Origin of the sequence: Tetragenococcus muriaticus DSM 15685, from assembly GCF_000423785.1 — a bacterium.
GTDB lineage: Bacteria > Bacillota > Bacilli > Lactobacillales > Enterococcaceae > Tetragenococcus > Tetragenococcus muriaticus.
Map to the genome: position 1 here is coordinate 14591 of NZ_AUIQ01000009.1, position 24593 is coordinate 39183.

A 24593-nucleotide genomic window follows, 5' to 3' on the forward strand; every position below is an offset into this window, starting at 1 on the left:
TAAACTTGCTAAACGAGTTCTCATTATAGATAATTACTTTGTAAATAGATTTGAAACGAAAATAAAGCTTTTAAACATTTTCAAATTATTTAAATAAAAAAGAAAGCGAGAAATAAGATGGGATTTAGAAAAGACTTTTTATGGGGCGGTGCAACAGCTGCAAATCAATGCGAAGGCGGATATAATGAAGGTGGACGTGGATTAGCGAACGTTGACGTTGTACCTAATGGCCCTGATCGCGCAGAAATTATCGCAGGACATAAGAAAATGTTTGACTTTGACAACGAGCATCATTTTCCTGCAAAAGTAGGGATTGATATGTATCATCGTTATAAAGAAGACATTGCTTTGTTTGGCGAAATGGGTTTTAAAACCTATCGTTTATCGATTGCTTGGACACGAATTTTTCCTAATGGAGATGAAACAGAGCCTAACGAAGAAGGTTTACAGTTCTACGAAGATTTATTCAACGAATGTCATAAATACGGCATTGAACCTCTTGTAACGATTACGCACTTTGATTGCCCAATGCACCTGATTAAAGAATATGGCGGTTGGCGTAATCGGAAAATGATTACTTTTTATGAACGTCTTTGTCGCACTCTTTTTAACCGTTATAAGGGCTTGGTAAAATATTGGCTAACATTTAACGAAATTAATATGATCTTACATGCCCCCTTTATGGGCGCTGGGTTATATTTTGAAGAAGGAGAAAATGAGGAGCAAGTAAAATATCAATCAGCGCATCATGAATTGGTATCAAGCGCTATTGCAACCAAAATTGCTCATGAAGTTGATCCTAAAAACCAAGTAGGCTGTATGTTGGCTTCTGGCTCTTATTATCCTTATAATTGTCGTCCAGAAGATGTTTTTGAATCACGTAAAAAAGATCGCGAAAGCTATTTCTTCATTGATGTCCAATCTCGTGGTGAATATCCTGCGTACTTCTTAAAAGATTTAGAACGTCGTGGTATTGAAATAGAAATGGAAGAGGGCGATAAAGAAATCTTGAAAGAAAATACTGTAGACTTTATCTCATTTTCTTACTACTCTTCTCGTGTGGCTACAAATGATCCAGAATTATTGAAGCAAACACAAGGAAATATTTTTGCCTCTGTTGAAAATCCTTATTTAGACTCAAGTGAGTGGGGCTGGCAAATTGATCCATTAGGTTTGCGTATCACAATGAATGATATTTATGATCGTTATCAAAAGCCATTATTTATCGTAGAGAACGGGCTAGGCGCGATTGATCAACCCGATGAAGCTGGCTATGTGGAAGATGACTATCGTATTGATTATTTAGCCAAACATATCCAAGCGATGAAAGATGCCGTAGAGATTGATGGTGTTGATTTAATGGGTTACACTAGTTGGGGTTGTATTGATTTAGTTTCAGCTGGTAGTGGCGAAATGAAAAAACGTTATGGTTTTATTTATGTTGACCTAGATAACGAAGGAAACGGCACACTAGACCGCTCGAAGAAAAAATCGTTTGATTGGTATAAAAAAGTTATCGCTTCTAATGGAGAAGATTTATCCAACGAGTAAAGGAAAAAGTATCGCTGTAAGAATTTTGCTTACAGCGATACTTTTTTTATTCTAATTGTCTGACAATATACTGATTATGGTATAATAGAATTAAGAAAAATATTAACGAGGTGGTTTGATTATGTCTTGGAAAGAGATTTATGAACAATGGGCAAATGAAGATACGCTGGATGAACATTTAAAACAACAATTGGATGAGCTTAAAGGGGATGAAGAAAAACTTGAAGATGCCTTTTATGCGCCGCTTGAATTTGGCACAGCAGGAATGCGTGGCGTTTTAGGCCCGGGAATTAACCGTATGAATATCTATACGGTAAGACAAGCAACGCAAGGACTAGCGCAATTTATGATAAAGCAAGGCTTTGATGCGGCTAAAAGAGGCGTCGCTATTGCCTATGACTCAAGATATTTTTCCCAAACTTTTGCGCTGGAAGCAGCTAAAACATTGGCATACAACAACATTCCTTCTTACGTTTTTGAAAGTTTACGCCCCACACCGGAATTATCTTTTGCGGTTCGTCATTTAGAAACTTATACGGGAATTATGATTACGGCTTCGCACAACCCGCCAGAATATAATGGCTATAAAGTCTATGGTGAAGATGGTGGACAAATGCCGCCAGCTGATGCTGATCTTGTTACAGCTTTGATCCGAGAAGTAGAAAATCCACTAACTATTCCTGTTATGTCAGAAGATGCTGCTCAAAATGAAGGGCTCCTTACCATGATCGGAGATAAAGTTGATCAAGCTTATCTTGCAGAGTTAAGTAAAGTAACGATCGACCAAGAAGTCATTGATCAGATGGGGGATCAATTAAAATTAGTTTATACGCCATTACACGGCACGGGAAAAATGTTAGGAGAAAAGGCACTTAGGCAAGCTGGTTTTAAAGAATTTATCGTAGAACCAGAGCAAGCACAAGCTGACCCAGATTTTTCAACCGTAAAATCGCCGAACCCAGAAGAATACTCCGCATTTGAATATTCTATACGTTTAGGAAAAAAAGAAGATGCTGATTTGTTAATCGCTACTGATCCTGATGCAGATCGTCTTGGAGCAGCAGTACGTATGCCCGACGGAGAATACAAAGTGCTAACTGGTAACCAAATCGGAGCTTTGCTTATTCGTTACATTTTAGAAGCACGGAAAAAGACAAATACATTGCCTGAAGATGCAGTTATTTTAAAATCAATTGTTTCAAGCGAATTGGCTACAGCGATTGCACAAAGTTACCAAGTACCTATGATGAATGTCTTGACAGGATTTAAATTTATTGCTGAAAAAATCAAAGAGTTTGAAACTAATCATAGCCATACATTCATTTTTGGTTTTGAAGAAAGTTATGGTTTTCTAGCCCAACCATTTGTACGGGATAAAGATGCTGTGCAAGCTCTTGTTTTATTAGCAGAAGTTGCTGCTTCTTATAAAAAAGAAGGCAAAACTTTATATGATGCATTGCAAGAAATTTTTGTTGAATATGGTCATTATGCCGAAAAAACTATTTCTTTGACGATGAGTGGTCAAGAAGGTTCAGCTAAAATTACTGCACTAATGAAATCCTTCAGAGAACAAACGCCTGCTGAATTTGCTGGAATTAAAGTAGTTCAAACAGAAGATTTTAAACAGCAAATTCGAAAAGATTCAGCAGGAAACACAGAAAAAATGACGACACCTTCCGCTGATGTTTTGAAATATACTTTAGAAGATGAAAGTTGGTTTGCCATCCGACCTTCAGGAACAGAACCTAAAATTAAATTTTATATTGGTGTGAAAGCTGATTCCGATGAACGGGCCCAACAAAAAATTGAGTTACTGCAAGCAGCTATCAATGAAATCACTAGCCAATAGTTGTATAATAGGAATGTCTTTTGCTAAAATTGAAAAATAAAAAAGATCTAGGACAAAAAGTGTTGCGATCTTTGTCCTAGATTTTTTTACACGAAAAAACTTAAGGGGAAGACGCTATGGATAAAGTATCATTTGAAGATATTGACCGTGTTAGTCAGATTTATAAAGTATTGAGCGATGTTACACGTTTAAAAATTGTGCTAGCAGTAAAAACAGGCGAGAAGAATGTTACAACTATTGCTAATGAGGTAAACATGGAACAATCAGCTGTTTCTCATCAATTAAAACTTTTACGCGATAATCGTGTAGTAAAAACAAGAAGACAAGGCAAAGCAATTCTATACAGTGTGGATGACGCACATATTTTAGATATTTTAGAACAAACCTTCAAACACATACAACACCATTAAAAGGGGACTTTCAAGCAGAAAGTTCTTTTTTTCTTGATGAAATTTTGTTATGCTTAGACAAGTAATGAGAAGGGTAGAAATCTTCATAAGACAAAAGAATTTGATAGTTATGTTCTATTTAGACTTTTAGCACATAACATATGAAAACTTATGTACTGAAATAAAACTCAGGACATAGATCAAGCGAACTTATGTCTTGAAATATTATTCAGGACATAGATCAAGTTAACTTATGTTCTGAAATAAAACTCAGGACATAAATCAAGCGAACTTATGTCTTGAAATATTATTCAGGACATAAGTTTTACGATTTAGTTTAGTATCATTTAAAGGAGCAGGTATGGAAAAAGAAGTAAACATTGCTGTTTTAGGCTTAGGCGTGGTAGCTAGTGGCCTTATTGAAAACTTAACTATAGCTAAAGAAAAAATCAAGCAACAAACAGGTGTGGCTCTTTCGATAACTAAAGTAATGGTACGTTCCAAAGAAAAAAGACGAGCTCAAGCTGAAAAACATCAATTGACATTTACGACTGAAATTGATGAAATTCTTGAGGACCCCACCATTGACATTGTTGTAGAGTTGATCGGAGGGGTAAGTGACGCTAAAAAGTGGATCACCCAATCTTTGCAACAAGGAAAGCATGTCGTTACCGCTAATAAGGATTTAATCGCTCAATTTGGCAACGAATTAACAGCTATTGCTAAAGACCATAACGTTTCCTTGTTCTATGAAGCCAGCGTAGCAGGTGGTGTTCCTATTTTACAAAATTTAAATACAAATTTTATTGCAGATGAAATTACAGGTATACAAGGGATTCTAAATGGTACGACGAACTTTATGCTCACTCAAATGGCTGAGCAAGAAGAGTCTTATGAAGAGGCTTTAAAAACTGCCCAAACTGCAGGCTTTGCGGAATCAGATCCGACAAATGATGTCGATGGTTGGGATGCTGTTTATAAATTAATCATTTTAGCTCGGCTAGCTTTAGGGAAAAACCTTTCGTTAACTGATATTGAAACTCAAGGAATTCGAGAAATAACTCAAAGGGATATGACTTATGCGCAAGAGTTTGGCTATCAAATCAAGTTGTTAGCTCAAGCTGAAAAAAAAGCAGAAAAAGTCTATGCTGCAGTAACGCCGGTTCTTATACCTAAAACTCATCCTTTAGCGTTAGTTAGAAACGAAATGAATGGTGTATTTATTGAAAGTAAGCTTATTGGAAGTTCGATGTTTTACGGTCCTGGCGCTGGCGCGTCACCGACTGCAGTAAGTGTGCTTACGGATATCTTAAGAATTGTTCAAGGCAAAGAGAAGGAAGGCCCAGCAACACAAATGAGTTGCTCGGAGTTACCTAAAGGTGAATTAGCCAAAAGAGATGTGACAAACAATTATTTCTTAATTACAAATTGCACCGTCGATATTGAAACATTTTTAGCGAAGCATCAAATAAAGCCATTAATGATACAGCAACGATTAGAAAAGACTGAAGCAGCTTTTATTACGGATAAACTAACTGAAGAAGAAAAATGTTCATTAAAAAAACAATTACAGCAAATCAGTAATATCAAACAAATATTAAATGTTTGGGAGGATTAGGAAATGAAAATTCGTGTGCCAGCGACAAGCGCCAACTTAGGACCTGGTTTTGATTCTTGTGGTCTTGCTTTATCCAGATATTTAACGATCGAAGTTATAGAAGAAGATACAAAGTGGACAGTAGATCATGAATTAGGTGAAAGTATCCCACATGATGAACAAAATCTACTCGTTCAAACAGCACAAAAAGTGGCGCCTATGATGAAGCCACAACATATAAAAATGAGCTCTACTATTCCAATTGCAAGTGGAGTAGGGAGTAGTTCTTCAGTGATTGTTGCAGGCATAGAGTTGGCTAATCGTGTAGAAAATTTAAATTTAACTGAAAGACAAAAATTGGAAATTGCAACTTCGATTGAAGGTCATCCTGATAATTGTGCCCCTGCGATTTGTGGTGATTTTGTCGTGGCTAGTTATTTTTTTAATCAGGGGAAGCCCACAATTCATTATGTAAAACATTATTTTCCAGAATGTTGCATTATCGCTTATATTCCTAATTCTCAGATATTAACTAAAGAAAGTCGCAGTGTTTTGCCTGAAACACTGCCTTATGATGAAGCAGTTAAAGCTAGTTCTATTGCTAATGTAATGATTGCAGCTGTGTTAAATGGTGATTTAGTGCTTGCTGGACAGATGATGCAAGAAGATCATTGGCATGAAGGGTACCGAGAGAAATTTGTTCCTCATTTATCTTCTATTCGTCAGATTGTAAAACAAAATGGCGGTTATGGCGCTTTTCTTAGCGGTGCTGGGCCTACTGTTTTGATTTTAACAAGTGAAGACAAAGCAGATTTTATTACGCTTGAATTAGAAAAAATGGGCGGAACAGCTCACATTGAACAATTGTCTCACGATCGAGAAGGTGTTCAAGTATTCTAAAAAAGTTTTGGCGGATATCCGCCAAAACTTTTTTAGATATCATCGATTTCTTCTTCAGCCCCATAATATCCATGGTCTTCTAAGTTTAGTTCATTCATGATCATAGAAGCTGTCTCTTCAATGGATAATGAAGCAACGTTAATAATAATACACCCCAGCTTTTCATAAAGATCTTTGGCAAAAACTAATTCTTCTTTTATTTTGTCAATGTCTGAATAGGCAGATTCAGGGTTTAGTCCATAAGCTACCATGCGTTCTTTACGAATGGTATTTAGTACTTCCGGATCATTGGTCAATCCTACAATTTTGTTTGGATCAACTTCCCAAATTTGTTTAGGGATATGTGCTTGGGGAACTACTGGCAAATTGGCTACCTTAAGATTTTTATTTGCTAAAAATAAACTCAAAGGAGTTTTAGAGGTACGTGATACTCCTAGTAGGATCACGTCTGCTTCTAAAAAGCCTCGTGGATCTTTACCATCGTCATACTTCACTGCAAACTCCATCGCTTTAATTCGTCTAAAATAATTTTCATCTAAATGATGCATCGCTCCAGCTTCATTCAATGGTTCTACGCCTGTCCGTTTAGTAATTTCTGATACAGGAGGCGTTAAAATATCAAATTGATAGAGTTGCGCTTCTTGGCGAAATTGATTGGTAATTTCAACCAAATGCTTATTAATCAATGTATGCAATATAATAGCATTATATTTTTTTGCATCTTTTAAGGTTTTAAGTAGTGATTCATCTGTTGTAATAAACGTGCGTCTAAATAAAGTGAATTCGACTGAAGGGTATTGTGCCATTGTAGCTTGTGCTAGCTTTGAAGCAGTTTCACCCGCTGAATCGGAAATAACGAATATGACAACATTTGATCTATTATTTTCTTCTGACATAATATGACTCCTTACTTGCATTTTATATATCATTATTATAACATAAATATAAAAATGAAATCGTAATAGTTCTGGTTTGGAGGGGAAATGGAATGAAAAATCAAGCAGCGATTAAAGAAGCTATGCAACAAATAAAAGATTATGGTTTTAAATATACCAAAAAAAGAGAAACAATCATTTCTTATTTAGCTAAAGCGAATCGATACGTAGCTGCCAAAGAAGTACATGATTTTTTAAGTCAAAAATACACTGGCATTAGTTATGACACCATTTATCGTAACCTTCATGATTTTGCGACTATTGGTATTTTGGAAGATACAGAGCTAGAAGGTGAGATGAAATTTCGTTTTAACTGTTCCATGCAAGGAGCCAATCATCACCATCATCATTTTATATGCTCGGTATGCGGTAAAACAAAAGAAATAACCACTTGTCCGATGGAATATTTTCAAGACCAGCTTCCAGGGTGCAGCATTGAAGATCATCGGTTTGAAATTTATGGTCATTGTGAAGATTGCCAGAACGTTGCTTAAAAAGCTAAAAAACACTGAAACTTTGAGTAATTTTTGTTAGAATATATTTTATAATATTGTAGAGTCGATTAACTTCCTTGCAAACAACAGGTTTTTCATATCTGTTTGTTTGAAGGGATGTTTTATTTTATGAATTGAGGGGGAATTATCCGTTTTATGGATTCGAGTCAGTTAACAAGTATTCTTTTGTTTTTTATTTGTTTATTATTTTCAGCCTATTTTTCATCTTCAGAAACTGCCTTTACTTCCTTAAGCGTTGTTCGTTTAAAAAATCAAGCAGAAGCAGGAAATAAAAGGGCAGAGCAAACAATAAAACTACAAGAAAGATTTGAACCGTTGTTATCAACTGTTTTAATTGGAAATAATTTAGTTAATATTGCTAGTTCAGCGATTGCTACAGTGTTTTTTGTCAATATTTTTCCTGTATACGGTGCAACAATTGCCACGATTATTACTACGATTTTAATGTTATTATTTAGCGAAATTGCACCCAAGCTATTAGCAAAATTAGCTCCAGAACAGGTGGCCAAATTTTCGACACCTATTTTACGTTTAGCCATGTTTCTTTTTAGCCCTCTTGTTTGGCTATTGAGTAAGTGGCAGCAGTTAGTTAAAAAGCTTACCCCAGTGAATACTGTCCAATCTATCAGTGAAGCTGAATTGCTTTCTTTAGTTGATGAAGCTAAAACTGAAGGAAGTATTGAAAACGATGAGCATAGTCTGGTCAAAGCCGCTATTGAATTTGATGATGTCGATGTTTCTTCGATTTTAACGCCGCGGGTAGATGTGTTGGGAGTAGATATCGAAGAGCCCGATGAAAAAATTGAACAAATTTTTGAACATAACGTTTATTCGCGTTTAGTCGTATATGAAGAAACAATTGATAATGTGATCGGTGTTTTACATGAAAAAGATTTTCACAGACACTTACGGGCAAAGGAAAGAAGTGAATCGAAGGTTCCCACGATTGCTGGCTTACTTTCTGAAGTTTTGTTTGTTCCTCCTACCATGAAATTATCTGTTTTATTAAAGAAGATGCAGCGAGATAAAATTCATATGGCAACTGTCGTGGATGAGTATGGGGGGACGTTAGGTCTAGCTACGATGGAAGATGCTTTAGAAGAGCTAGTCGGAGAAATTTGGGATGAGACAGATATTGTGCAAAACGAAGTAGAGACTGTTGAAAAAGGGGAAGCTTATAAAATTAGAGGAACGTATTCATTAGATAAATTGTTTAACTTATTTAATATCCATAATAACGAGGAGTGGCTTTCCAATACGGTTAGTGGATTTGTTATTGAACAGTTAGAAAAAGTTCCTGAAGTTGATGACTCATTTGTTTTTGGTGATTTGTATGTCAAAGTGCTTAATATACAAAAACGTCGAGTCAATGAAATTTACGTTGAAAAACTTCATTCTGAAGAGAACAGTTAAAAAATCACCAAATAGGTAAGGCTACAATAAAAGTATAACGAATATGGACTTTTCAAAGATTTAATAAAAATTGCACACGTTATAAAAAATAGCTAGCCCTTTTGCGAAAACTGCTTGACACATTTTCTCGATTTAGCTATAATTTTATTGGACAGTGTTGTTATGAACTTTTTTATTTGTTCATAACAAAAACGGTTACTACTTGAGCTCGGAGGGAGGGAATTATATGTCAAAAACAGTCGTTCATAACAACGAATCTCTTGATGATGCTCTTCGTCGCTTCAAACGTTCCGTTTCAAAAGCAGGCACATTACAAGAATCTCGTAAACGTGAATTCTATGAAAAACCAAGCGAGAAACGTAAGAAAAAATCCGAAGCAGCTAGAAAACGCAAAAAATATTAATTCATCTGTGAAGAAGTGGAGCTGATAGTGTGACACTGCTTACGAAGTTGAACGATGATATGAAAGCTGCTATGAAGAATAAGGATAAAGAGTCTTTACAAGTCATTCGCATGCTCAAAGCATCGTTGCAAAACGAAAAGATCAACCTTGGCCGTGATTTAACTGAGGAAGAAGAAATGACAGTTATGTCACGTGAAATGAAACAACGTCGTGATTCTTTAGCTGAATTTGAAGAAAATGGACGTGACGATTTAGCTAAAAAAACGGAAAAAGAGATTGCGGTTGTTGAAAAATATTTACCTGCTCAATTAACTCAAGAAGATCTCCGCGAAATTGTTAATGACGCCATTAAGCAAACGGGAGCTAGTTCTTCTCAAGAATTCGGTAAAGTTATGGGTGTGGTGATGCCTAAAGTGAAAGGCAAAGCCGATGGTAAACAAGTCAATGCGATCGTGAAAGAGCAATTAAATCAAAATTAAAAATAAAAGCTGTTGTGACACTTAACAAAGTGCTTACAGCAGCTTTATTTGTTTATCTTAAATAAAAGCAATTTTTCTTTTGAATTTTCTATGGTATTATGTGATAGTAAGATTGCGACTTCTTCCTAGTTGATAGTGAAGATAGATAATTAAACGTAAGAAAAGCAGCGAGAAAATAAAATTCTTTATGAGAATAGAGCATTGTTGTTCGCTGCAATAAAAGGAGCGAGTTTTTTGACGGAAGATTTTACGTCTTTTGAATTAAAAGTAACGCAACCACAAGATATGGATTTGCTATTGGGTACACATGATAAGCATGTAAAGTTAATAGAAGAGGCAACCAATACAAGAATACATGCTCGGGGAGAAACAATTCAAGTTCAAGGAAGTCAAGAAGATGGCACCTTAGTTATTGATATTCTACAGTCTTTGCAAGAATTGATTAACCGAGGTATTCAGATTGCAACCCCTGATGTCGTTTCTGCCTTAAACTTAGCTAAACAAGGTGCCTTATCTTCATTTATTGAAATGTATGAAGAAGAAATCATTAAAGACTATAATGGTCATTCCATTCGGCCAAAAAATTTAGGACAAAAAGAATATATAGACACGATAAATAAACGTGCGGTGACCTTTGGTATTGGCCCAGCAGGAACTGGGAAGACTTTTTTGGCCGTTGTTTTAGCAATAAATGCTTTAAAAAAAGGATCAGTCAAACGTATTATTTTGACTAGACCAGCTGTTGAAGCTGGCGAGAGTCTTGGCTTTTTGCCTGGTGATTTAAAAGAAAAAGTCGATCCTTATTTGCGACCGGTATATGACGCGCTTTATCAAATCTTTGGTGTAGAACATACCAACCGTTTAATGGAACGTGGGGTTGTTGAGATTGCTCCTTTAGCTTATATGCGAGGACGTACATTGGATGATGCTTTTGTTATTTTGGATGAAGCACAAAATACCACAATAGCACAAATGAAGATGTTTTTAACTCGATTAGGGTTTCATTCTAAAATGATTGTTAATGGGGATATTAGTCAAATTGATTTACCTAAAGGAGCAACAAGTGGTTTAGTGGACGCAAAGAAAACTTTAAGTAATGTAAAAGATATTGCCTTTGTTCATTTTGATGCGAATGATGTGGTAAGACATCCAGTTGTAGCACAAATTATTGCAGCTTACGAGCAGAAAAATTAAAAGGAATACCCTAAAACCTCGAGTTGTTGAAAAACAATTGGAGAGGAAGGAAATGTATGATCATTAGACCCTTAACACGCTTAAAAAACAAAATGGGAAGGTATTTTCTCCCAGTTCTATTGCTGCTCTTTTTTTTGATCACAAGTGGGATTCTTTATTCTAGTGTGCATCAAACTGATACTAACTATAGAGAAGGTCAAGTGGCAGAAGAAAATATTCGGGCGAATAAAACCATAGAAGATACACCTGCAACTCAACAAAAACAAGAGTTAGCTGCCGAAGCTGTAGGTCCTGAGTATACCTATCAAGAGGAAATAGCTAGTGAGCAACAGCAACTTGTGAACCGTTTATTTGATATGGTAGAAAAAGTGAGAGACGATAGTGCAGAAGAAAACGAAAGGCGCAGAGAAGAAGCTACTGATGATGATGCTGTCGAAGAAGTGACAGAGGATGAAAAAGTGGCCGCAATGAATGAAGAAATAGAACAAACAGAAGAGGAAGAATTAAGCTTCTACCAACAGATTCCTCGCAACTTTTATCGGATTGTTTTTTCTTTGGATCAAGAAGAATTAACACAAGTTCAAGAGGAAACTTTGGATATCGTAGAGCAAAGAATGACTGAACAAGTGCGTCAAGCTGATTTGAATACGGCCCGACAGGATGCACAAGAACAAGTTGAAACGCTTGATATATCAAATGAGCAAAAAGAAGCAGTGTCTGATTTAATGAATGAAGTTATTGTTGTAAATACCTTCTTAAATGAACAAAGAACAGAGGAATTAAGACAAGAAGCAGAGGATTCTGTGCAGCCAGTCATGATTTACCAAGGGGAGATTATTGTACGGGAAGGCTCTCAAATTGATTCTAATGCTATTCAAAAGCTTAATGTCTTAGGAATGACCGAACAGACTCAATCTTTCTTTCCTTTTATCGCGATTATTTTAGTCGCTTTATTACAAATAGCTGTATTGTACTACTTTACACATTCTGTAAAAAATAAAGATAAACGAGAAAATCAAGTAGTCTTTTATGTAGTGGCAATGACCTTAAGTCTTTTGTTTATGAAATTTTTTCAACTGTTTCAAACAGAAGTGATGGCTTACATTCCACTCTTTTTCCCAGCGGCTTTTATTCCAGTAGTTTTAAATTTGTTTGTTAACCGACGTTCAGGTATTTTAGCTGCTGCTTTTCAAGTTGTATTAGCTGCCTTTATTTTTTATGAAGCTGCTGGAACGAACGTTTTACCTATTATTTTGCTCTCATATATGTTTTCGGGATTAATGGGAACACTACTTCCAAGAAGACGAATTTCACATCAAGGAAAGCAGTCGATGCTATGGATTGTCGTTTTTCCATTTTTGATAAGTCTTACAATATTTGTATTGCAAGGGGTAAACTTCGCTGATAGTCAGACTTGGATCGCATTGGCTTGTAGTTTAACTGGTAGCGTGTTGTCTTTACTAATGGGTGTTGGGTTGTATCAATTTATCGAATTGATGATCACTGATGATAGCGATATTGTTTTAAATGAATTAAGCAACCCGAATCACACGTTATTGAAAAAATTATTAGAAGAAGCTCCAGGAACTTACCATCATAGTATGATGGTTGCTAATTTAAGTGCCAATGCCGTAGCTGAAATTGGTGGGAATACTTTATTAACACGAGTCGCTTGTTATTATCATGATATTGGAAAATTAAAGCATGCGAATTTCTTTGTTGAAAATTTGCCTCAAGAGGCTGAAAATCCGCATAACTTTTTGTTGCCTGAAGATAGTAAACAAATAATTTTTGGACATGTGACCGATGGTGTAAAAGTTTTGGAACAAGAAAAGATGCCGCAAATGGTTATTGATATTTGTCAGCAACATCATGGCACAACGTTAATGAAGTTCTTTTACTCTAAAGCAAAAGAACGTAATTCTGAAGTAACGGAAGAGGAATTTCGATATCCAGGACCAAACCCGCAAACAAGAGAAGCAGGTGTTGTTAGTATAGCTGATAGTTGTGAAGCGGCAGTTCGGGCGATGGAAAATCCAACGAATGAAAAAATTGATGAGTTTGTTTCTAATTTAATAACAGATCGCATGCTCGATGGCCAGTTAGATGATACGCAATTAACGTTAAAAGAACTAAAAATTATAAAAAAATCCCTTATTAATGGTTTGTGTAGCACTTTCCATTCAAGAATCAAATATCCTAAAATGAAATCTGAAGCTGAAAAAATGAAAGAAGAACAAGAAAGAAGTGGGCAATAGTGGAAATCACTTTTATTGACGATACAAAACAAGTAACGAAAGAAGAAATGTCTAAGATCGAAGAGCTGCTGCAGTTTGCAGCAGACTATCTAAAACTTCCAGAAAATACGGAAATGTCAGTTACATTTATGGATAACCAAGGCATTCAAGAGATTAATCGCGATTATCGCGATAAGGATGCTCCGACAGATGTCATTAGTTTTGCGATCGAAGATGAAGGAGAAGAAGAATTGCCTATCTTCTTTGCTGAAGAAGAGTGGGAGGGTCTTCCCAATGAATTAGGCGATATTATGATTTCCATTGAAAAGGCCCAAGAGCAAGCAAAAGAATATGGACATAGCTATGAACGTGAGGTCGGGTTTTTAGCACTACATGGATTTTTGCATATTAACCGATACGATCATATGACTCCTGAAGATGAAAAAGTGATGTTTGGTTTACAAAAGGAAATTTTAAATGCCTATGGACTCAAACGATAAGAAACATAACACAACAAAAAGCAAAAACTTAGTCAATTCATTTGAGTTTGCCTTTACGGGGCTAAGAACAGTATACAAAGACGAACGAAATATGAAAATTCATATTTTTTGTGCGTTTTTAGTTGTTATTTTAGGTTTCGTGGTACAACTCAATCGTTTTGAATGGTGTTGGATTGGGTTATGTATTTTTTTGATACTTGCAATGGAAATGGTAAATACGGTTTGTGAGAATATTGTGGATATGATGACAGATAAACATTTTCATCCATTAGGAAAAAAAGTAAAAGATATTGCAGCAGGTGCCGTTTTACTTACTACCATTTTTTCGGTAGTCGTTGGTGCGCTCATTTTTTTGCCAAAAATTTATCAATTGATTTTATATTAGAAGAGAGGAAATAGGAAATGACAGAGCATAAGTCTGGATTTGTTGCCATTGTAGGTCGTCCCAATGTTGGGAAGTCAACTTTATTAAACCGTGTTGTGGGAGAAAAAATTGCTATTATGAGCGATAAAGCCCAAACAACACGTAATAAAATCCAAGGAGTTTATACCACAAAAGATACACAGATTGTTTTTATTGATACACCAGGGATACATAAGCCACAACATCGTTTGGGCGATTACATGGTCAATGAAGCCTATGATGCTTTACAAGAAGTAGAAGCTGTATTATTTATGGTTAGTGCAGATGAAAAGCGTGGAAAAGGAGATAATTTGATTATAGAACGACTACAAAAATTATCCGTTCCTGTTTATTTAGTAGTCAATAAAATTGATAAAACTCATCCTGACGATTTGTTGCCGGTAATACAAGATTATTCTGAGCAAATGCCTTTTAAAGAAGTTGTTCCTGTTTCAGCAACACAAGGCAATAATTTTGAAACTTTAACACAGCTATTAGAAGAACAAATGCCAGAAGGCCCTCAATATTTTCCTGAAGAACAAATAACTGACCACCCTGAGTATTTTATTGTTGCAGAGTTTATTCGAGAAAAAGTATTGCTTTTAACACGGGAAGAAATTCCTCATTCTGTTGCTGTAATAGTTGATTCAGTATCGAGAGATGAAAATGATAAAATTCATATCCAAGCGACGATTTTTGTCGAACGTGATAGTCAAAAAGGCATTATTATTGGGAAAAGCGGACAAATGCTTAAACATATTGGGACAAAAGCTCGACAAGATATTGAAAAAATGCTAGGAGATAAAGTGTATCTCGAACTCTGGGTAAAAGTTCAAAAAGATTGGCGTGATAAACAACAATCTTTAAATAATTTTGGTTATAAAAAAGAAACACTTTAGCCTTTTGTTCAAAGGAGATGGGGATATGAACCAAGCTGAAACCAAAGGGATTATTCTATTTCGAAAAGATCATAAAGAAAAAGATATGCTGGTTAAGATATTTACCGAATCTAGCGGAAAATTAATGTTTTATGTCAAAGGAGCTCATAGGAAAAATAATCCTTTAACACCAGCGATCTTGCCTTATACGCAAGCAACTTATATTGGGAAATTAAATAATGAGGGTCTGTCTTTTTTAAATAGTGCGAAATATATTTATCCTTTTACCCATATCCAAGAAGATATTTTTGCTGCTGGTTATGCGACTTATATCATGAATTTGGCAGACGCGGCGATTGAAGATAAAGTTTATGACCCTCATCTTTATACCTTTTTATATCAAGCACTCGAAATGTTAGATCAAGGAATTGAGGGTCAAATTTTGACAAATATTTTTGAGGTTCAAATTTTACAACGTTTTGGTATTACTATTAATTGGCGAGAATGCGCTGTTTGTGGACGTACGCAAGGAAAGTTTGATTTTTCTTCTAAGTATAACGGTATTTTATGTCAGCAACATTGGGATCGGGATTTCCACCGCTACCATGCAGATCCACGAGCGGTGCATTTTATTCGTCTTTTTTCCCACATTTCTTATGATAAAATCCACTCCATTGAATTAAAAGAAGAAACAAAAAGCGCTATTCGGCAAACGATTGACCAATTATACGAAGAGTACGTGGGATTAAATTTAAAAAGTAAGAAGTTTATTGATCAGATGCATCGTTGGGGCGATGTTTTAAAGTCGAAGTAAGGAAACTTTTCCAAAAAATATCAATTTTTATTTGACAAATGTGTATTTTTACAACTATGATGGTATTAATAAAATAGTGCGGAGATCTTTTTAAAGGAAAAGGAAGCTTTTTTTAGCGAATTTGGGAAAGTGAGAGCCAGATAGAAGCCCTTTTACCGTAGGCATAAGTGAGCACAAATAAAAAGCTGCCGATAGATATCGGAAGTAGGGTGGAACCGCGAAATCTTCGTCCCTATATTTATACACCTTCTGTATAAATATAGGGATTTTTTTATGAAAAATTTGAAAGGAGCAATTGTATGACAAAAAAAGTAACGCTACAAGAAATGATTTTACGTTTACAACAATATTGGTCTGATCAGGGATGTATGATCATGCAATCCTATGATACAGAAAAAGGGGCCGGTACAATGAGTCCGTATACAATTTTGCGAGCTATTGGACCAGAGCCTTGGAATGCTTGTTATGTTGAGCCCTCACGACGTCCAGCTGACGGGAGATATGGGGAAAATCCGAATCGCTTATATCAACATCATCAATTACAAGTAGTAATGAAACCTTCGCCTGAAAATATTCAGGAACTTTATTTAAATAGTCTGACTTTATTAGGGATTGACCCTTTAGAACACGACATTCGCTTTGTTGAAGATAACTGGGAAAATCCCTCTATGGGTTGTGCTGGTGTTGGCTGGGAAGTCTGGTTAGATGGTATGGAAATTACGCAATTTACTTATTTCCAACAAGTAGGAGGATTAGCTTGTTATCCAGTGACCGCGGAACTAACTTATGGTTTAGAACGTTTGGCTTCTTATATTCAAGAAGTGGATAATGTTTTTGACTTAGAATGGACCCAAGGGATTAGGTATGGAGAGATTTTTAAACAACCTGAGTATGAGCATTCACGTTATTCTTTTGATATAAGTGACCAAGAGATGCTTTTAGAAAACTTCGATAAATTTGAGCATGAAGCGCAACGCTGCATTACCGAAAGTCTTGTTCATCCTGCATATGATTATATTTTAAAATGCAGTCATACCTTTAATTTGCTAGATGCTAGGGGTGCGGTTTCAGTAACGGAAAGAGCGGGTTATTTGGCACGTATCCGTAATATGGCAAGAGAAGTGGCCAAACTATTTGTCAATGAACGCAAAAAGCTAGGTTATCCTTTATTAGACCGTACACAGGCAGAAAAATTATTAAAGGAGGAAGGCTAAATGACGGAAAATTTATTAGTTGAAATCGGGTTAGAAGAGATGCCAGCCTATGTGGTTGAGCCGAGTGTTTTACAATTAGAAGAAAAAACTAAACAATTTCTAGAAGAAAACCATTTGACTTTTACGCAAGTAAATATGTTTTCTACTCCTAGACGTTTAGCTCTTCAAGTACAGGGATTAGCGGAAAAACAAGCGGATACTCAAGAAGAAATTAAGGGTCCTGCTAAAAAGATCGCAATGGATGAAAATGGCAATTGGAGTAAGGCGGCACAAGGCTTTGTACGTGGGCAAGGTTTAAGTACAGAAGATATTTATTTTAAAACAATGAAAGATACTGAATATGTCTATGTAACAAAACAAACCATAGGGAAAAAAGCTATAGATGTTCTTCCAGGATTAAAAGAAGTCCTTACTAGTTTGACTTTTCCGGTGACTATGCATTGGAATAAATATGATTTTGAATATATTCGCCCGATTCGTTGGTTAGTCGCCTTATTAGGTGATCAAATTGTACCTTTTAAAATTTTGGATGTTACGACAGACCGTATAACTTATGGACATCGTTTTTTAGGTAATGCTGTTGCATTAGAAAACGCAGATGTTTATGAACAGCGTTTAGCAGAACAATATGTTATTGCCGATCATTTTAAACGACAAGAAATGATTACAGACCAAATTCAATCCATTGCACAAGAAAATAACTGGCAAATTGATAAGGATGAAGACTTATTAGCTGAAGTAAATCATTTAGTAGAGTATCCTACAGCTTTTGTTGGAGATTTTGCGGATAAATATCTGCAGTTGCCAGATGAAGTATTAATTACTTCTATGAAAGAACACCAGCGCTATTTTGAAGTAAAAGCGACAAATGGGGAACTTTTGCCCCATTTTATTTCAGTTAGAAATGGGAACCAAACCAAAATTGAAAATGTCATCCAAGGAAATGAAAAAGTGTTAGTGGCACGCTTGGAGGATGCGGAGTTCTTTTACCAAGAAGATCAGAAATTAAGTATTGATGAATGTGTTGAAAAGTTAAAGAGTGTGGCTTTTCATGAAAAAATTGGTTCGATGTATGAAAAAATGCAGCGTGTACAAGAGATTGCTCGTATTATCGGCAATTACGTAGATTTATCTACCGAAGAATTAGCGGATTTACAACGGGCAGCGCAAATTTATAAGTTTGATTTAGTGACCAATATGGTAGATGAGTTTCCTGAATTGCAAGGGATAATGGGAGAAAAATATGCTTTATTAAAAGGTGAAAAATCAGATGTCGCACAAGCTATCCGTGAGCATTATTTACCTATCGCTAGTGAAGGAGAATTACCTCTTTCCAATATTGGAGCAGTTTTGGCCATTGCTGATAAGTTAGATAGTGTATTGACCTTTTTTGCTGCTGAGTTAAAACCTAAGAGCTCTAGCGACCCTTATGCGTTAAGACGGCAAACCTACGGAATTGTACGAATTTTAGCTAATAAACAGTGGTCCTTTCCATTTAAGGAGTTACAAGAGAAAATTACTAGGACAATTAATCAAAATGTGGACTTTTACGGTATTCATTTAGCGGATCAAGCGGTTGAAGTTCGACATTTCTTGAAGGGACGTTTACGCCAATTTTTATTGGCCCAAAACCATCGTTATGATATTGTTGAGGCGGTTATTGATGCTGCTCAAGAAGATATTCATCAATTACTTGAAGCGGCAATGACTTTAAATAAGCATCTAAACGATGAAGATTTTAAATCTTCCATTGAAGCTTTAACTCGTGTAATGAATTTGGGGCAAAAAGATCACAGTACAAATGAAGTCGATCCCTCGCTATTTGAAAACGAAACAGAGGAAAAATTATATCAAGCCGTTCAAGAAATTGAAGATAAATTTACTTCACAAACAGTGGAACAGAACTATCAAGATTTGACAAAGCTAAGACCTTTAATTGAAGATTATTTTGATCAAACGATGGTTATGGCTGAAGATGAAACTTTACGTAATAACCGTTTAGCTCAATTAAGAAAAATTACTCAGATGGCCATTGCTGTTGCAAGTTTGAATGATTTAGTAACAAAGTAAGGGAATAAAAAGAAGCTAGTAAAATCAGGAAACAAAGCTGATTTTATTAGCTTCTTTATTATTAAACCATATAGATAAGTTTTAATAAAAATGGAATATACAAGAGGTATAACAAGACCGAATAACCTAAGCTAGAAGCTGCAAATTCTTCATCAGCTTGATAATTACGGGCAAGTATAGGAATCGAATTTTGTACTGGCATGGCAGCTTGAATAATAAATACTTGTAACATTAAACTAGGAACAGGAATCCATTGACCTAGGCCCCAAACAATTAATGGAGAAAATACGAAACGCCCGAGTAACACCCCAATAATATCTTTATTTAGTTTGAGATTTTTTACGCCATGGAAATAGACAATAATTCCTATAATAAACATAGACAATGGTGTCGTTAAATTCGCTAGATATGTACCAAAGTCAGCTAAGAACGCTGGAATTTCTATATTCAATAACATCCATACTAAACCGATTAAAAAACCTAATAGAGCTGGTGAAAAAACTTTCTTTAAAACAGCTAAAGGATGGAAAGTGACTGTGGCTTCTTTCGTTCGAGGGTCATCAAAAGCAATAAAATAAACTCCAATCGTCCAAAACACTGTAGTATTGATAATGTAATAGAGTAAAACATATGGAACAGCCTCTTCACCAAATATAGCTAAATTAATTGGTAAGCCTATAAAAATAGTATTTGAACAAGTAAAAATGGTGGTAAAAATTCCCTTACGAGTTTCTTTAACGTGAAAAACGCGTCGATAACCGATACTTAAAGCCATGGTTAAAAGCATTGACATGATAGGGATAATCATTCCTTGAAAAAGGTTTAGGAATTCTTCTTTAGAAAAATTAGAAGTGATTGTTAAAAACATATTAAACGGCAAGGCCAAGTTCAATACTAATTTTGAAAATACATCAGCCGTATGATTAGAAAACCACTGTCTATAAGAGAGAACGTAACCGACAAACATTAATGAAAAAATAACTAAAATATTTAAATAAGCTTCTAGCAATGAATAAGAGACCTCCTTAAAAAAAGCGAAAAAGGAAGAAGAATATCCCATTTCGCTTCTTTTCTATCAATTTTTATGTTGTTGCTGTTTACCAGCGTTTCTGTTTCTATTTTTATCTGTTGGCTGCGCTGTCTTTTTCTGCTTTGTTTCAGTTTCTGGAGTGACATCTTTTCGTTCAGTAACAACAGTTTTAGGTGGATTTTCTTCCATTTCTTTAGCAATTTGTTTTTTAATTCGAGGTTTCATTAAAACATTTGTTATAAACGTTTGGATACAACCGATCAAACCACCGACAACCCAGTATAATGTAACACCAGCCGGCGAAGATATGGAAACAAATACAATCATCATTGGTGAGATAATCATCATGCTACGCATTTGTTTTTTCTGATCCGCAGGGACGCCAATCATTGAAATGAAAGATTGGGCTACATAAGCAAGACCGGCAACAATGACAAGAGCTATACTACGCTGACCTAAATTCATACCAAAAAAAGTGGCAGATTCAATACCTGGTGTAAAACGAGCGGTGAAAAACAGAGCCGAAAAGATAGGCATTTGAATCAATAAGGGTAAACAACCAATTCCACCAAGCATGCTAAGATTATTTGCTCTATAGACTTCTTGCATCTCTTTTTGTGCCTGCATTTGTTCTTCTTGTGTGGTCGCTTTTTTCATGTTCGCTTGAGCAATTTCAATTTGTGGCTTCAAGTATTGCATTTTTTCTGATTGAAACATGGATTTACGCGATTGGTTGATCATTAGAGGCATTAAAATACAACGGATAATCACTGTTAAAACAATGATTGCCCAGCCAAAACCTAGACCCCAATTGTCTGCCATATATGTTAAAAAGCTACCCAAAGGGTTTACTAAAAAACGATAAATGAGACCGTTAGGGTCAGGAGAGCCATCATCCAGCCGTCTTACACATCCACTTAGTGTAATAACTACGCCTAAAAGGCCAGAGGTAATTAGCCATTTTTTTATTTTTCTCATATTATTTTCCTTTACTCTTCTTAAATTTGCACAAAATTAACTATACTAAAAAAACAGTCTTTTTTCAATGAACAATAACAAAATAAGAAGAAAGAAAAGAAAAAATTTAATTCGCTATAAACTTCTTACGCTCTTTGATGGACGGGTCATCTTCAACTTCGATATTTGTCACGCTACCAGCAGGGGAAGGTGATTCTTTGACTCTTTGGATAAAACGCTTAATGGCATCATCTTCACCACAAGCTTCCATTGAAACTGAACCATCCATTTCGTTTCTTACAACGCCGGTGATTCCTAACTCATCTGCTACCATTTTGGTAGAATAACGAAAGCCAACGCCTTGCACTCTGCCTTCAACCGACATACGTACTTTTCTCATGTTGTATCCCTCCTCTTTTAATTCTATAATAGCGCGTTTTGAATAATTGAACAAGTAAAGGAATTTTTTATGTTATAATACATCTGAGGTGAAATTGTGAGAGAGATTCAAGCAGCAAAAAATAACAAAATAAAAAAACTAAAAAAGCTACATCAAAGAAAGTATCGTAACCAATCGGAAGATTATCTACTTGAAGGATACCATCTGATAGAAGAGGCAGCAAAAGCTCATGCTAACATCAAAGAGGTTTTTTTAGATAAGCGAGGGATGGATCTATGGCAAGACTGGGTAGAACATCATCAATTTACTTATTATGTACTTTCTGATGAGGCGATGAAGTCTTTGTCAGAGCAACCCACGCCACAAGGTATTATTGCTTTAGTCCAAAAGGCGAATAATTATCCTAGCGACTTTTCTGGGAAATGGTTGCTTTTAGATAATGTCCAAGATCCCGGCAACGTTGGAACAATCGTGCGTACAGCTGATGCAGCAGGGTTTGATGGAATTTTTTTAGGTGAAGGGACAGCAGATAAATATAGTCCAAAAGTGTTGCGCAGTATGCAAGGGAGTCAGTTCCATTTGCCAATTTTTAGCGGAGAATTAACGGAAGTGATCGCTGAATTCCAAAGCATTGGAAGTAAAATTTACGGAACTAAATTAGATCCAGAAGCTATTTCTTATAAGGAAGTTGAAACAAAAGACAATTTTGTACTTATTTTAGGAAATGAAGGCCAAGGAGTAGCGGAAAATATTTTACAGTTGACTAATCAAAATTTATATATTCCAATTTATGGTGATGCTGAATCGCTTAATGTTGGGGTTGCAGCGGGTATTTTGATATATGCACTTATTTCGTAGGTTAAGGAAATTTTAAAATTAAGCGTTTTTTTATTGTGTGGCTGGTTTATGAATGAAAACGTGTTATACTGGAAAGTGTAAATATATAAAAGTCAAAAGGTGGCAATCAAATTATATGAAAATAACTTGGCAAGAAGATTCGGAATATGTGTCTTATGTAGAGGACTTGCTTGAAACAGAAGAAGTTCAAAAATTAGGTGCTTTTGTTCAACATAGACATTCGACACGTTTAGATCATTCAATTAGTGTTTCTTATAACAGTTATAAATTAGCAAAGCGATTCAATGGAGATGCTAAAGCTTGCGCTCGTGCTGGATTGCTACATGACTTGTTTTATTATGATTGGCGTACAACCAAGTTTGATGAAGGAAGTCATGCTTATGTACATCCACGCGTCGCTTGTAAAAACGCTGAGCAATTAACTGAATTGTCTGATATGGAAAAAGATATTATTATCAAGCACATGTTTGGTGCGACCATTGCACCTCCACGTTACAAAGAAAGTTATATCGTGACGATGGTTGATAAATATTGTGCTGTACAAGAAGCAAGTCTTCCAATGAGTGAACGGATTAAACATCGTTGGAACACTACATTTAAGAAAAAACAATCAGTATAAAAAAACTTGGGTTTAATTTCAAACCCAAGTTTTTTATTCTAAGTTGTATTGGAGGCAACTTCATCAGCTTGTCTCCAATAATAAAATATAAATTAAGAAGAAAACTGCGATATAATAGATAGTAATAATAATCCTGAACCAAGTAAAGTAACCATAGTAAAATGGAATTTTCGTTTCATTGCGATGATTGCGATAAATTCACGTAAAAAAGCATTGGGTAAATAATAAAATGCTGTTTTTGAGCCAATTCCTTCAGCTTTTAAATGCGCCATTTTTGCAAATATTCCAGCACGAAAAATGTGATAATTATTAGAGGAGAAAATGACACTAGGATCAGTAATTTCTGAACGATCAATAATTTCTTTTGAAAATTGCATGTTTTCTAGAGTTGTGGTTGAATTCGTTTCAATTAAAATGTCCTCTTCTTGAATGCCCTGCTGTAATGCATATTTTTTCATTGCTACAGCTTCAGCTACTTTTTCATCATGACCCTTGCCTCCAGACATAATAAATTTTACTGGGTGCCGGGTATTTTTGCGTTGCTGATAATAAAAAGTAATTGCTCGTTGAATACGGTTCGCTAATAAGGGAGAAACCTTGTCTCCACCAACTAAACCAGCGCCTAAAACAATAATAAAATCTTGACTGTAAGATGGTTGGTTAAATTGATATAAAACTGAAGCGCTGAAAAAATTTAAAAAGGCGATCACAAAGTAGATAAACATAGCTGGTAAAACCGACAATAGTAGTGTTGCCCATTCTGGTAACATTTGAATAATGAATGAGTCATAGATAAGCCAAATGGTCATTAAAACGGCCAAAATTAAGGTTAATAAATTTGCTAATGAATGAGTTTCTCTTCTAATAACCACTAAAGCATTCCAGTAAAATAGAATGATCAAGCCAATGAATCCAAATAAAGCGACAGCGAAAAATAAAATCCCAACGAGAAATATTAAACTAAAAACAATAATATCGCTAGTAATAAAAAAGTTATAGAGTAAGTAAAGTCCGAAAATTCCAATAAAAAAATTAAAAAGAAAGCCATTTATCACACGCGCTTTTTCACGTTGAAATACCCAAGCAAAAATAGCAAAAAAAAGGCAGGGTACAAGAAAAAAATAGCTTCCATTTTGAACTTCAATCATTCCCAAATAAAGGGACAGATATAAAAAGGTCCAATAAACAAAATTCCAAAATAACCTAGGTTTGTGTTGTTTTTTATACCGCTTAGTTAAAATAAAAATAAGTAATAAATAAGCAAGTATAAACCAGGGAACATGCCCAAAAACCATAAAATTCACTCCTTATAGAAATAAGTATAGCAAATTTTTTGGAAAAATACTTATAATATTCGCTCATTTGTAAAAAATTCGTTACAATAAAGA

Annotated in this window: 24 protein-coding genes; 19 read left to right on the forward strand and 5 right to left on the reverse strand. The window is 35.3% G+C overall.

Annotated elements, in window-relative coordinates:
• Window positions 1–117: 117 nt before the first annotated feature.
• The 5 genes from G577_RS0102585 (at window position 118) to thrB (ending at window position 6286) form a co-directional block, all read left to right on the forward strand.
• Window positions 118–1551, forward strand: a complete 1434-nt coding sequence (locus G577_RS0102585) for a 6-phospho-beta-glucosidase (protein WP_028789830.1) — start codon at window positions 118–120, stop codon at window positions 1549–1551.
• A gap of 121 nt (window positions 1552–1672) precedes the next feature.
• On the forward strand, window positions 1673–3400 hold the full coding sequence (locus G577_RS0102590) for a phospho-sugar mutase (RefSeq protein WP_028789831.1): 1728 nt from the start codon (window positions 1673–1675) through the stop codon (window positions 3398–3400).
• Between the two features lie 116 nt (window positions 3401–3516).
• Entirely contained in the window at window positions 3517–3810 is a 294-nt protein-coding gene (locus G577_RS0102595) for an ArsR/SmtB family transcription factor (RefSeq protein WP_028789832.1), read from the forward strand.
• A gap of 340 nt (window positions 3811–4150) precedes the next feature.
• Window positions 4151–5407 carry a homoserine dehydrogenase gene (locus tag G577_RS0102600; RefSeq protein ID WP_028789833.1) on the forward strand — a complete coding sequence of 419 codons (1257 nt, stop codon included), beginning with the start codon at window positions 4151–4153 and terminating at the stop codon, window positions 5405–5407.
• 3 nt (window positions 5408–5410) lie between these two features.
• Entirely contained in the window at window positions 5411–6286 is an 876-nt protein-coding gene (gene thrB, locus G577_RS0102605) for a homoserine kinase (protein ID WP_028789834.1), read from the forward strand.
• A gap of 32 nt (window positions 6287–6318) precedes the next feature.
• Here the strand turns inward: thrB and G577_RS0102610 are convergent, their stop codons facing one another.
• A complete protein-coding gene (locus G577_RS0102610; protein WP_028789835.1) occupies window positions 6319–7182 on the reverse strand; it encodes a pyruvate, water dikinase regulatory protein in 864 nt (287 codons plus the stop codon).
• A gap of 92 nt (window positions 7183–7274) precedes the next feature.
• On the opposite strand from G577_RS0102610, the gene G577_RS0102615 reads away from it, so the two are divergent.
• The 12 genes from G577_RS0102615 to glyS all read left to right on the forward strand — a co-directional run bounded on the left by G577_RS0102615 (window position 7275) and on the right by glyS (window position 19341).
• Window positions 7275–7715: a Fur family transcriptional regulator gene (locus G577_RS0102615; protein WP_028789836.1), complete on the forward strand. Its 441-nt coding sequence runs from the start codon at window positions 7275–7277 to the stop codon at window positions 7713–7715.
• Between the two features lie 156 nt (window positions 7716–7871).
• Window positions 7872–9149 (forward strand): HlyC/CorC family transporter, encoded by a 1278-nt coding sequence (locus tag G577_RS0102620; protein WP_028789837.1) that lies wholly within the window; start codon window positions 7872–7874, stop codon window positions 9147–9149.
• A 226-nt stretch (window positions 9150–9375) separates the two neighbouring features.
• Complete coding sequence (gene rpsU, locus G577_RS0102625; protein WP_028789838.1) at window positions 9376–9552, forward strand: 30S ribosomal protein S21; 177 nt, start codon at window positions 9376–9378, stop codon at window positions 9550–9552.
• Window positions 9553–9581: 29 nt separating this feature from the next.
• Window positions 9582–10031 carry a GatB/YqeY domain-containing protein gene (locus tag G577_RS0102630; RefSeq protein ID WP_028789839.1) on the forward strand — a complete coding sequence of 150 codons (450 nt, stop codon included), beginning with the start codon at window positions 9582–9584 and terminating at the stop codon, window positions 10029–10031.
• A gap of 234 nt (window positions 10032–10265) precedes the next feature.
• Entirely contained in the window at window positions 10266–11225 is a 960-nt protein-coding gene (locus tag G577_RS0102635) for a PhoH family protein (protein WP_028789840.1), read from the forward strand.
• Between the two features lie 56 nt (window positions 11226–11281).
• Window positions 11282–13483 (forward strand): HD family phosphohydrolase, encoded by a 2202-nt coding sequence (locus tag G577_RS0102640; protein WP_028789841.1) that lies wholly within the window; start codon window positions 11282–11284, stop codon window positions 13481–13483.
• The gene (ybeY, locus tag G577_RS0102645) at window positions 13483–13962 is read left to right on the forward strand and encodes an rRNA maturation RNase YbeY (RefSeq protein WP_028789842.1); all 480 of its coding nucleotides are present in this window, start codon (window positions 13483–13485) and stop codon (window positions 13960–13962) included. Before G577_RS0102640 ends, ybeY begins: the two co-directional genes overlap by 1 nt.
• Window positions 13940–14347 carry a diacylglycerol kinase family protein gene (locus tag G577_RS0102650; RefSeq protein ID WP_028789843.1) on the forward strand — a complete coding sequence of 136 codons (408 nt, stop codon included), beginning with the start codon at window positions 13940–13942 and terminating at the stop codon, window positions 14345–14347. Before ybeY ends, G577_RS0102650 begins: the two co-directional genes overlap by 23 nt.
• A gap of 17 nt (window positions 14348–14364) precedes the next feature.
• The gene (gene era, locus G577_RS0102655) at window positions 14365–15264 is read left to right on the forward strand and encodes a GTPase Era (protein WP_028789844.1); all 900 of its coding nucleotides are present in this window, start codon (window positions 14365–14367) and stop codon (window positions 15262–15264) included.
• Between the two features lie 25 nt (window positions 15265–15289).
• Window positions 15290–16057 (forward strand): DNA repair protein RecO, encoded by a 768-nt coding sequence (gene recO / locus G577_RS0102660; RefSeq protein WP_028789845.1) that lies wholly within the window; start codon window positions 15290–15292, stop codon window positions 16055–16057.
• A gap of 299 nt (window positions 16058–16356) precedes the next feature.
• The gene (gene glyQ / locus G577_RS0102665; protein ID WP_028789846.1) at window positions 16357–17271 is read left to right on the forward strand and encodes a glycine--tRNA ligase subunit alpha; all 915 of its coding nucleotides are present in this window, start codon (window positions 16357–16359) and stop codon (window positions 17269–17271) included.
• Complete coding sequence (gene glyS, locus G577_RS0102670) at window positions 17272–19341, forward strand: glycine--tRNA ligase subunit beta (RefSeq protein ID WP_028789847.1); 2070 nt, start codon at window positions 17272–17274, stop codon at window positions 19339–19341.
• Between the two features lie 61 nt (window positions 19342–19402).
• On the opposite strand, the gene G577_RS0102675 is transcribed toward glyS, so the two are convergent.
• The 3 genes from G577_RS0102675 to G577_RS0102685 form a co-directional block, all read right to left on the reverse strand.
• On the reverse strand, window positions 19403–20350 hold the full coding sequence (locus G577_RS0102675; RefSeq protein WP_028789848.1) for an AEC family transporter: 948 nt from the start codon (window positions 20348–20350) through the stop codon (window positions 19403–19405).
• Window positions 20351–20416: 66 nt separating this feature from the next.
• Window positions 20417–21349 carry a membrane protein insertase YidC gene (yidC, locus tag G577_RS0102680; protein ID WP_028789849.1) on the reverse strand — a complete coding sequence of 311 codons (933 nt, stop codon included), beginning with the start codon at window positions 21347–21349 and terminating at the stop codon, window positions 20417–20419.
• A gap of 106 nt (window positions 21350–21455) precedes the next feature.
• The gene (locus G577_RS0102685; protein WP_028789850.1) at window positions 21456–21728 is read right to left on the reverse strand and encodes an acylphosphatase; all 273 of its coding nucleotides are present in this window, start codon (window positions 21726–21728) and stop codon (window positions 21456–21458) included.
• 96 nt (window positions 21729–21824) lie between these two features.
• Here G577_RS0102685 and G577_RS0102690 point away from each other — a divergent pair, with 96 nt between their 5' ends.
• Window positions 21825–22586, forward strand: coding sequence for a TrmH family RNA methyltransferase (locus tag G577_RS0102690; protein WP_028789851.1), 762 nt, complete (start codon window positions 21825–21827; stop codon window positions 22584–22586).
• A gap of 115 nt (window positions 22587–22701) precedes the next feature.
• Window positions 22702–23205 carry an HD domain-containing protein gene (locus G577_RS0102695; protein WP_038023597.1) on the forward strand — a complete coding sequence of 168 codons (504 nt, stop codon included), beginning with the start codon at window positions 22702–22704 and terminating at the stop codon, window positions 23203–23205.
• A 92-nt stretch (window positions 23206–23297) separates the two neighbouring features.
• On the opposite strand, the gene G577_RS0102700 is transcribed toward G577_RS0102695, so the two are convergent.
• Entirely contained in the window at window positions 23298–24500 is a 1203-nt protein-coding gene (locus tag G577_RS0102700) for a YdcF family protein (RefSeq protein ID WP_028789853.1), read from the reverse strand.
• Between the last annotated feature and the right edge of the window lie 93 nt (window positions 24501–24593).

Coding starts and splice junctions, on each gene's coding strand:
- G577_RS0102585 (WP_028789830.1), top strand. CDS start 118: ATGGGATTTAGAAAAGACTTTTTATGGGGCGGTGCAACAGCTGCAAAT.
- G577_RS0102590 (WP_028789831.1), top strand. CDS start 1,673: ATGTCTTGGAAAGAGATTTATGAACAATGGGCAAATGAAGATACGCTG.
- G577_RS0102595 (WP_028789832.1), top strand. CDS start 3,517: ATGGATAAAGTATCATTTGAAGATATTGACCGTGTTAGTCAGATTTAT.
- G577_RS0102600 (WP_028789833.1), top strand. CDS start 4,151: ATGGAAAAAGAAGTAAACATTGCTGTTTTAGGCTTAGGCGTGGTAGCT.
- thrB (WP_028789834.1), top strand. CDS start 5,411: ATGAAAATTCGTGTGCCAGCGACAAGCGCCAACTTAGGACCTGGTTTT.
- G577_RS0102610 (WP_028789835.1), bottom strand. CDS start 7,182: ATGTCAGAAGAAAATAATAGATCAAATGTTGTCATATTCGTTATTTCC.
- G577_RS0102615 (WP_028789836.1), top strand. CDS start 7,275: ATGAAAAATCAAGCAGCGATTAAAGAAGCTATGCAACAAATAAAAGAT.
- G577_RS0102620 (WP_028789837.1), top strand. CDS start 7,872: ATGGATTCGAGTCAGTTAACAAGTATTCTTTTGTTTTTTATTTGTTTA.
- rpsU (WP_028789838.1), top strand. CDS start 9,376: ATGTCAAAAACAGTCGTTCATAACAACGAATCTCTTGATGATGCTCTT.
- G577_RS0102640 (WP_028789841.1), top strand. CDS start 11,282: ATGATCATTAGACCCTTAACACGCTTAAAAAACAAAATGGGAAGGTAT.
- G577_RS0102650 (WP_028789843.1), top strand. CDS start 13,940: ATGCCTATGGACTCAAACGATAAGAAACATAACACAACAAAAAGCAAA.
- era (WP_028789844.1), top strand. CDS start 14,365: ATGACAGAGCATAAGTCTGGATTTGTTGCCATTGTAGGTCGTCCCAAT.
- recO (WP_028789845.1), top strand. CDS start 15,290: ATGAACCAAGCTGAAACCAAAGGGATTATTCTATTTCGAAAAGATCAT.
- glyQ (WP_028789846.1), top strand. CDS start 16,357: ATGACAAAAAAAGTAACGCTACAAGAAATGATTTTACGTTTACAACAA.
- glyS (WP_028789847.1), top strand. CDS start 17,272: ATGACGGAAAATTTATTAGTTGAAATCGGGTTAGAAGAGATGCCAGCC.
- yidC (WP_028789849.1), bottom strand. CDS start 21,349: ATGAGAAAAATAAAAAAATGGCTAATTACCTCTGGCCTTTTAGGCGTA.
- G577_RS0102685 (WP_028789850.1), bottom strand. CDS start 21,728: ATGAGAAAAGTACGTATGTCGGTTGAAGGCAGAGTGCAAGGCGTTGGC.
- G577_RS0102695 (WP_038023597.1), top strand. CDS start 22,702: ATGAAAATAACTTGGCAAGAAGATTCGGAATATGTGTCTTATGTAGAG.
- G577_RS0102700 (WP_028789853.1), bottom strand. CDS start 24,500: ATGGTTTTTGGGCATGTTCCCTGGTTTATACTTGCTTATTTATTACTT.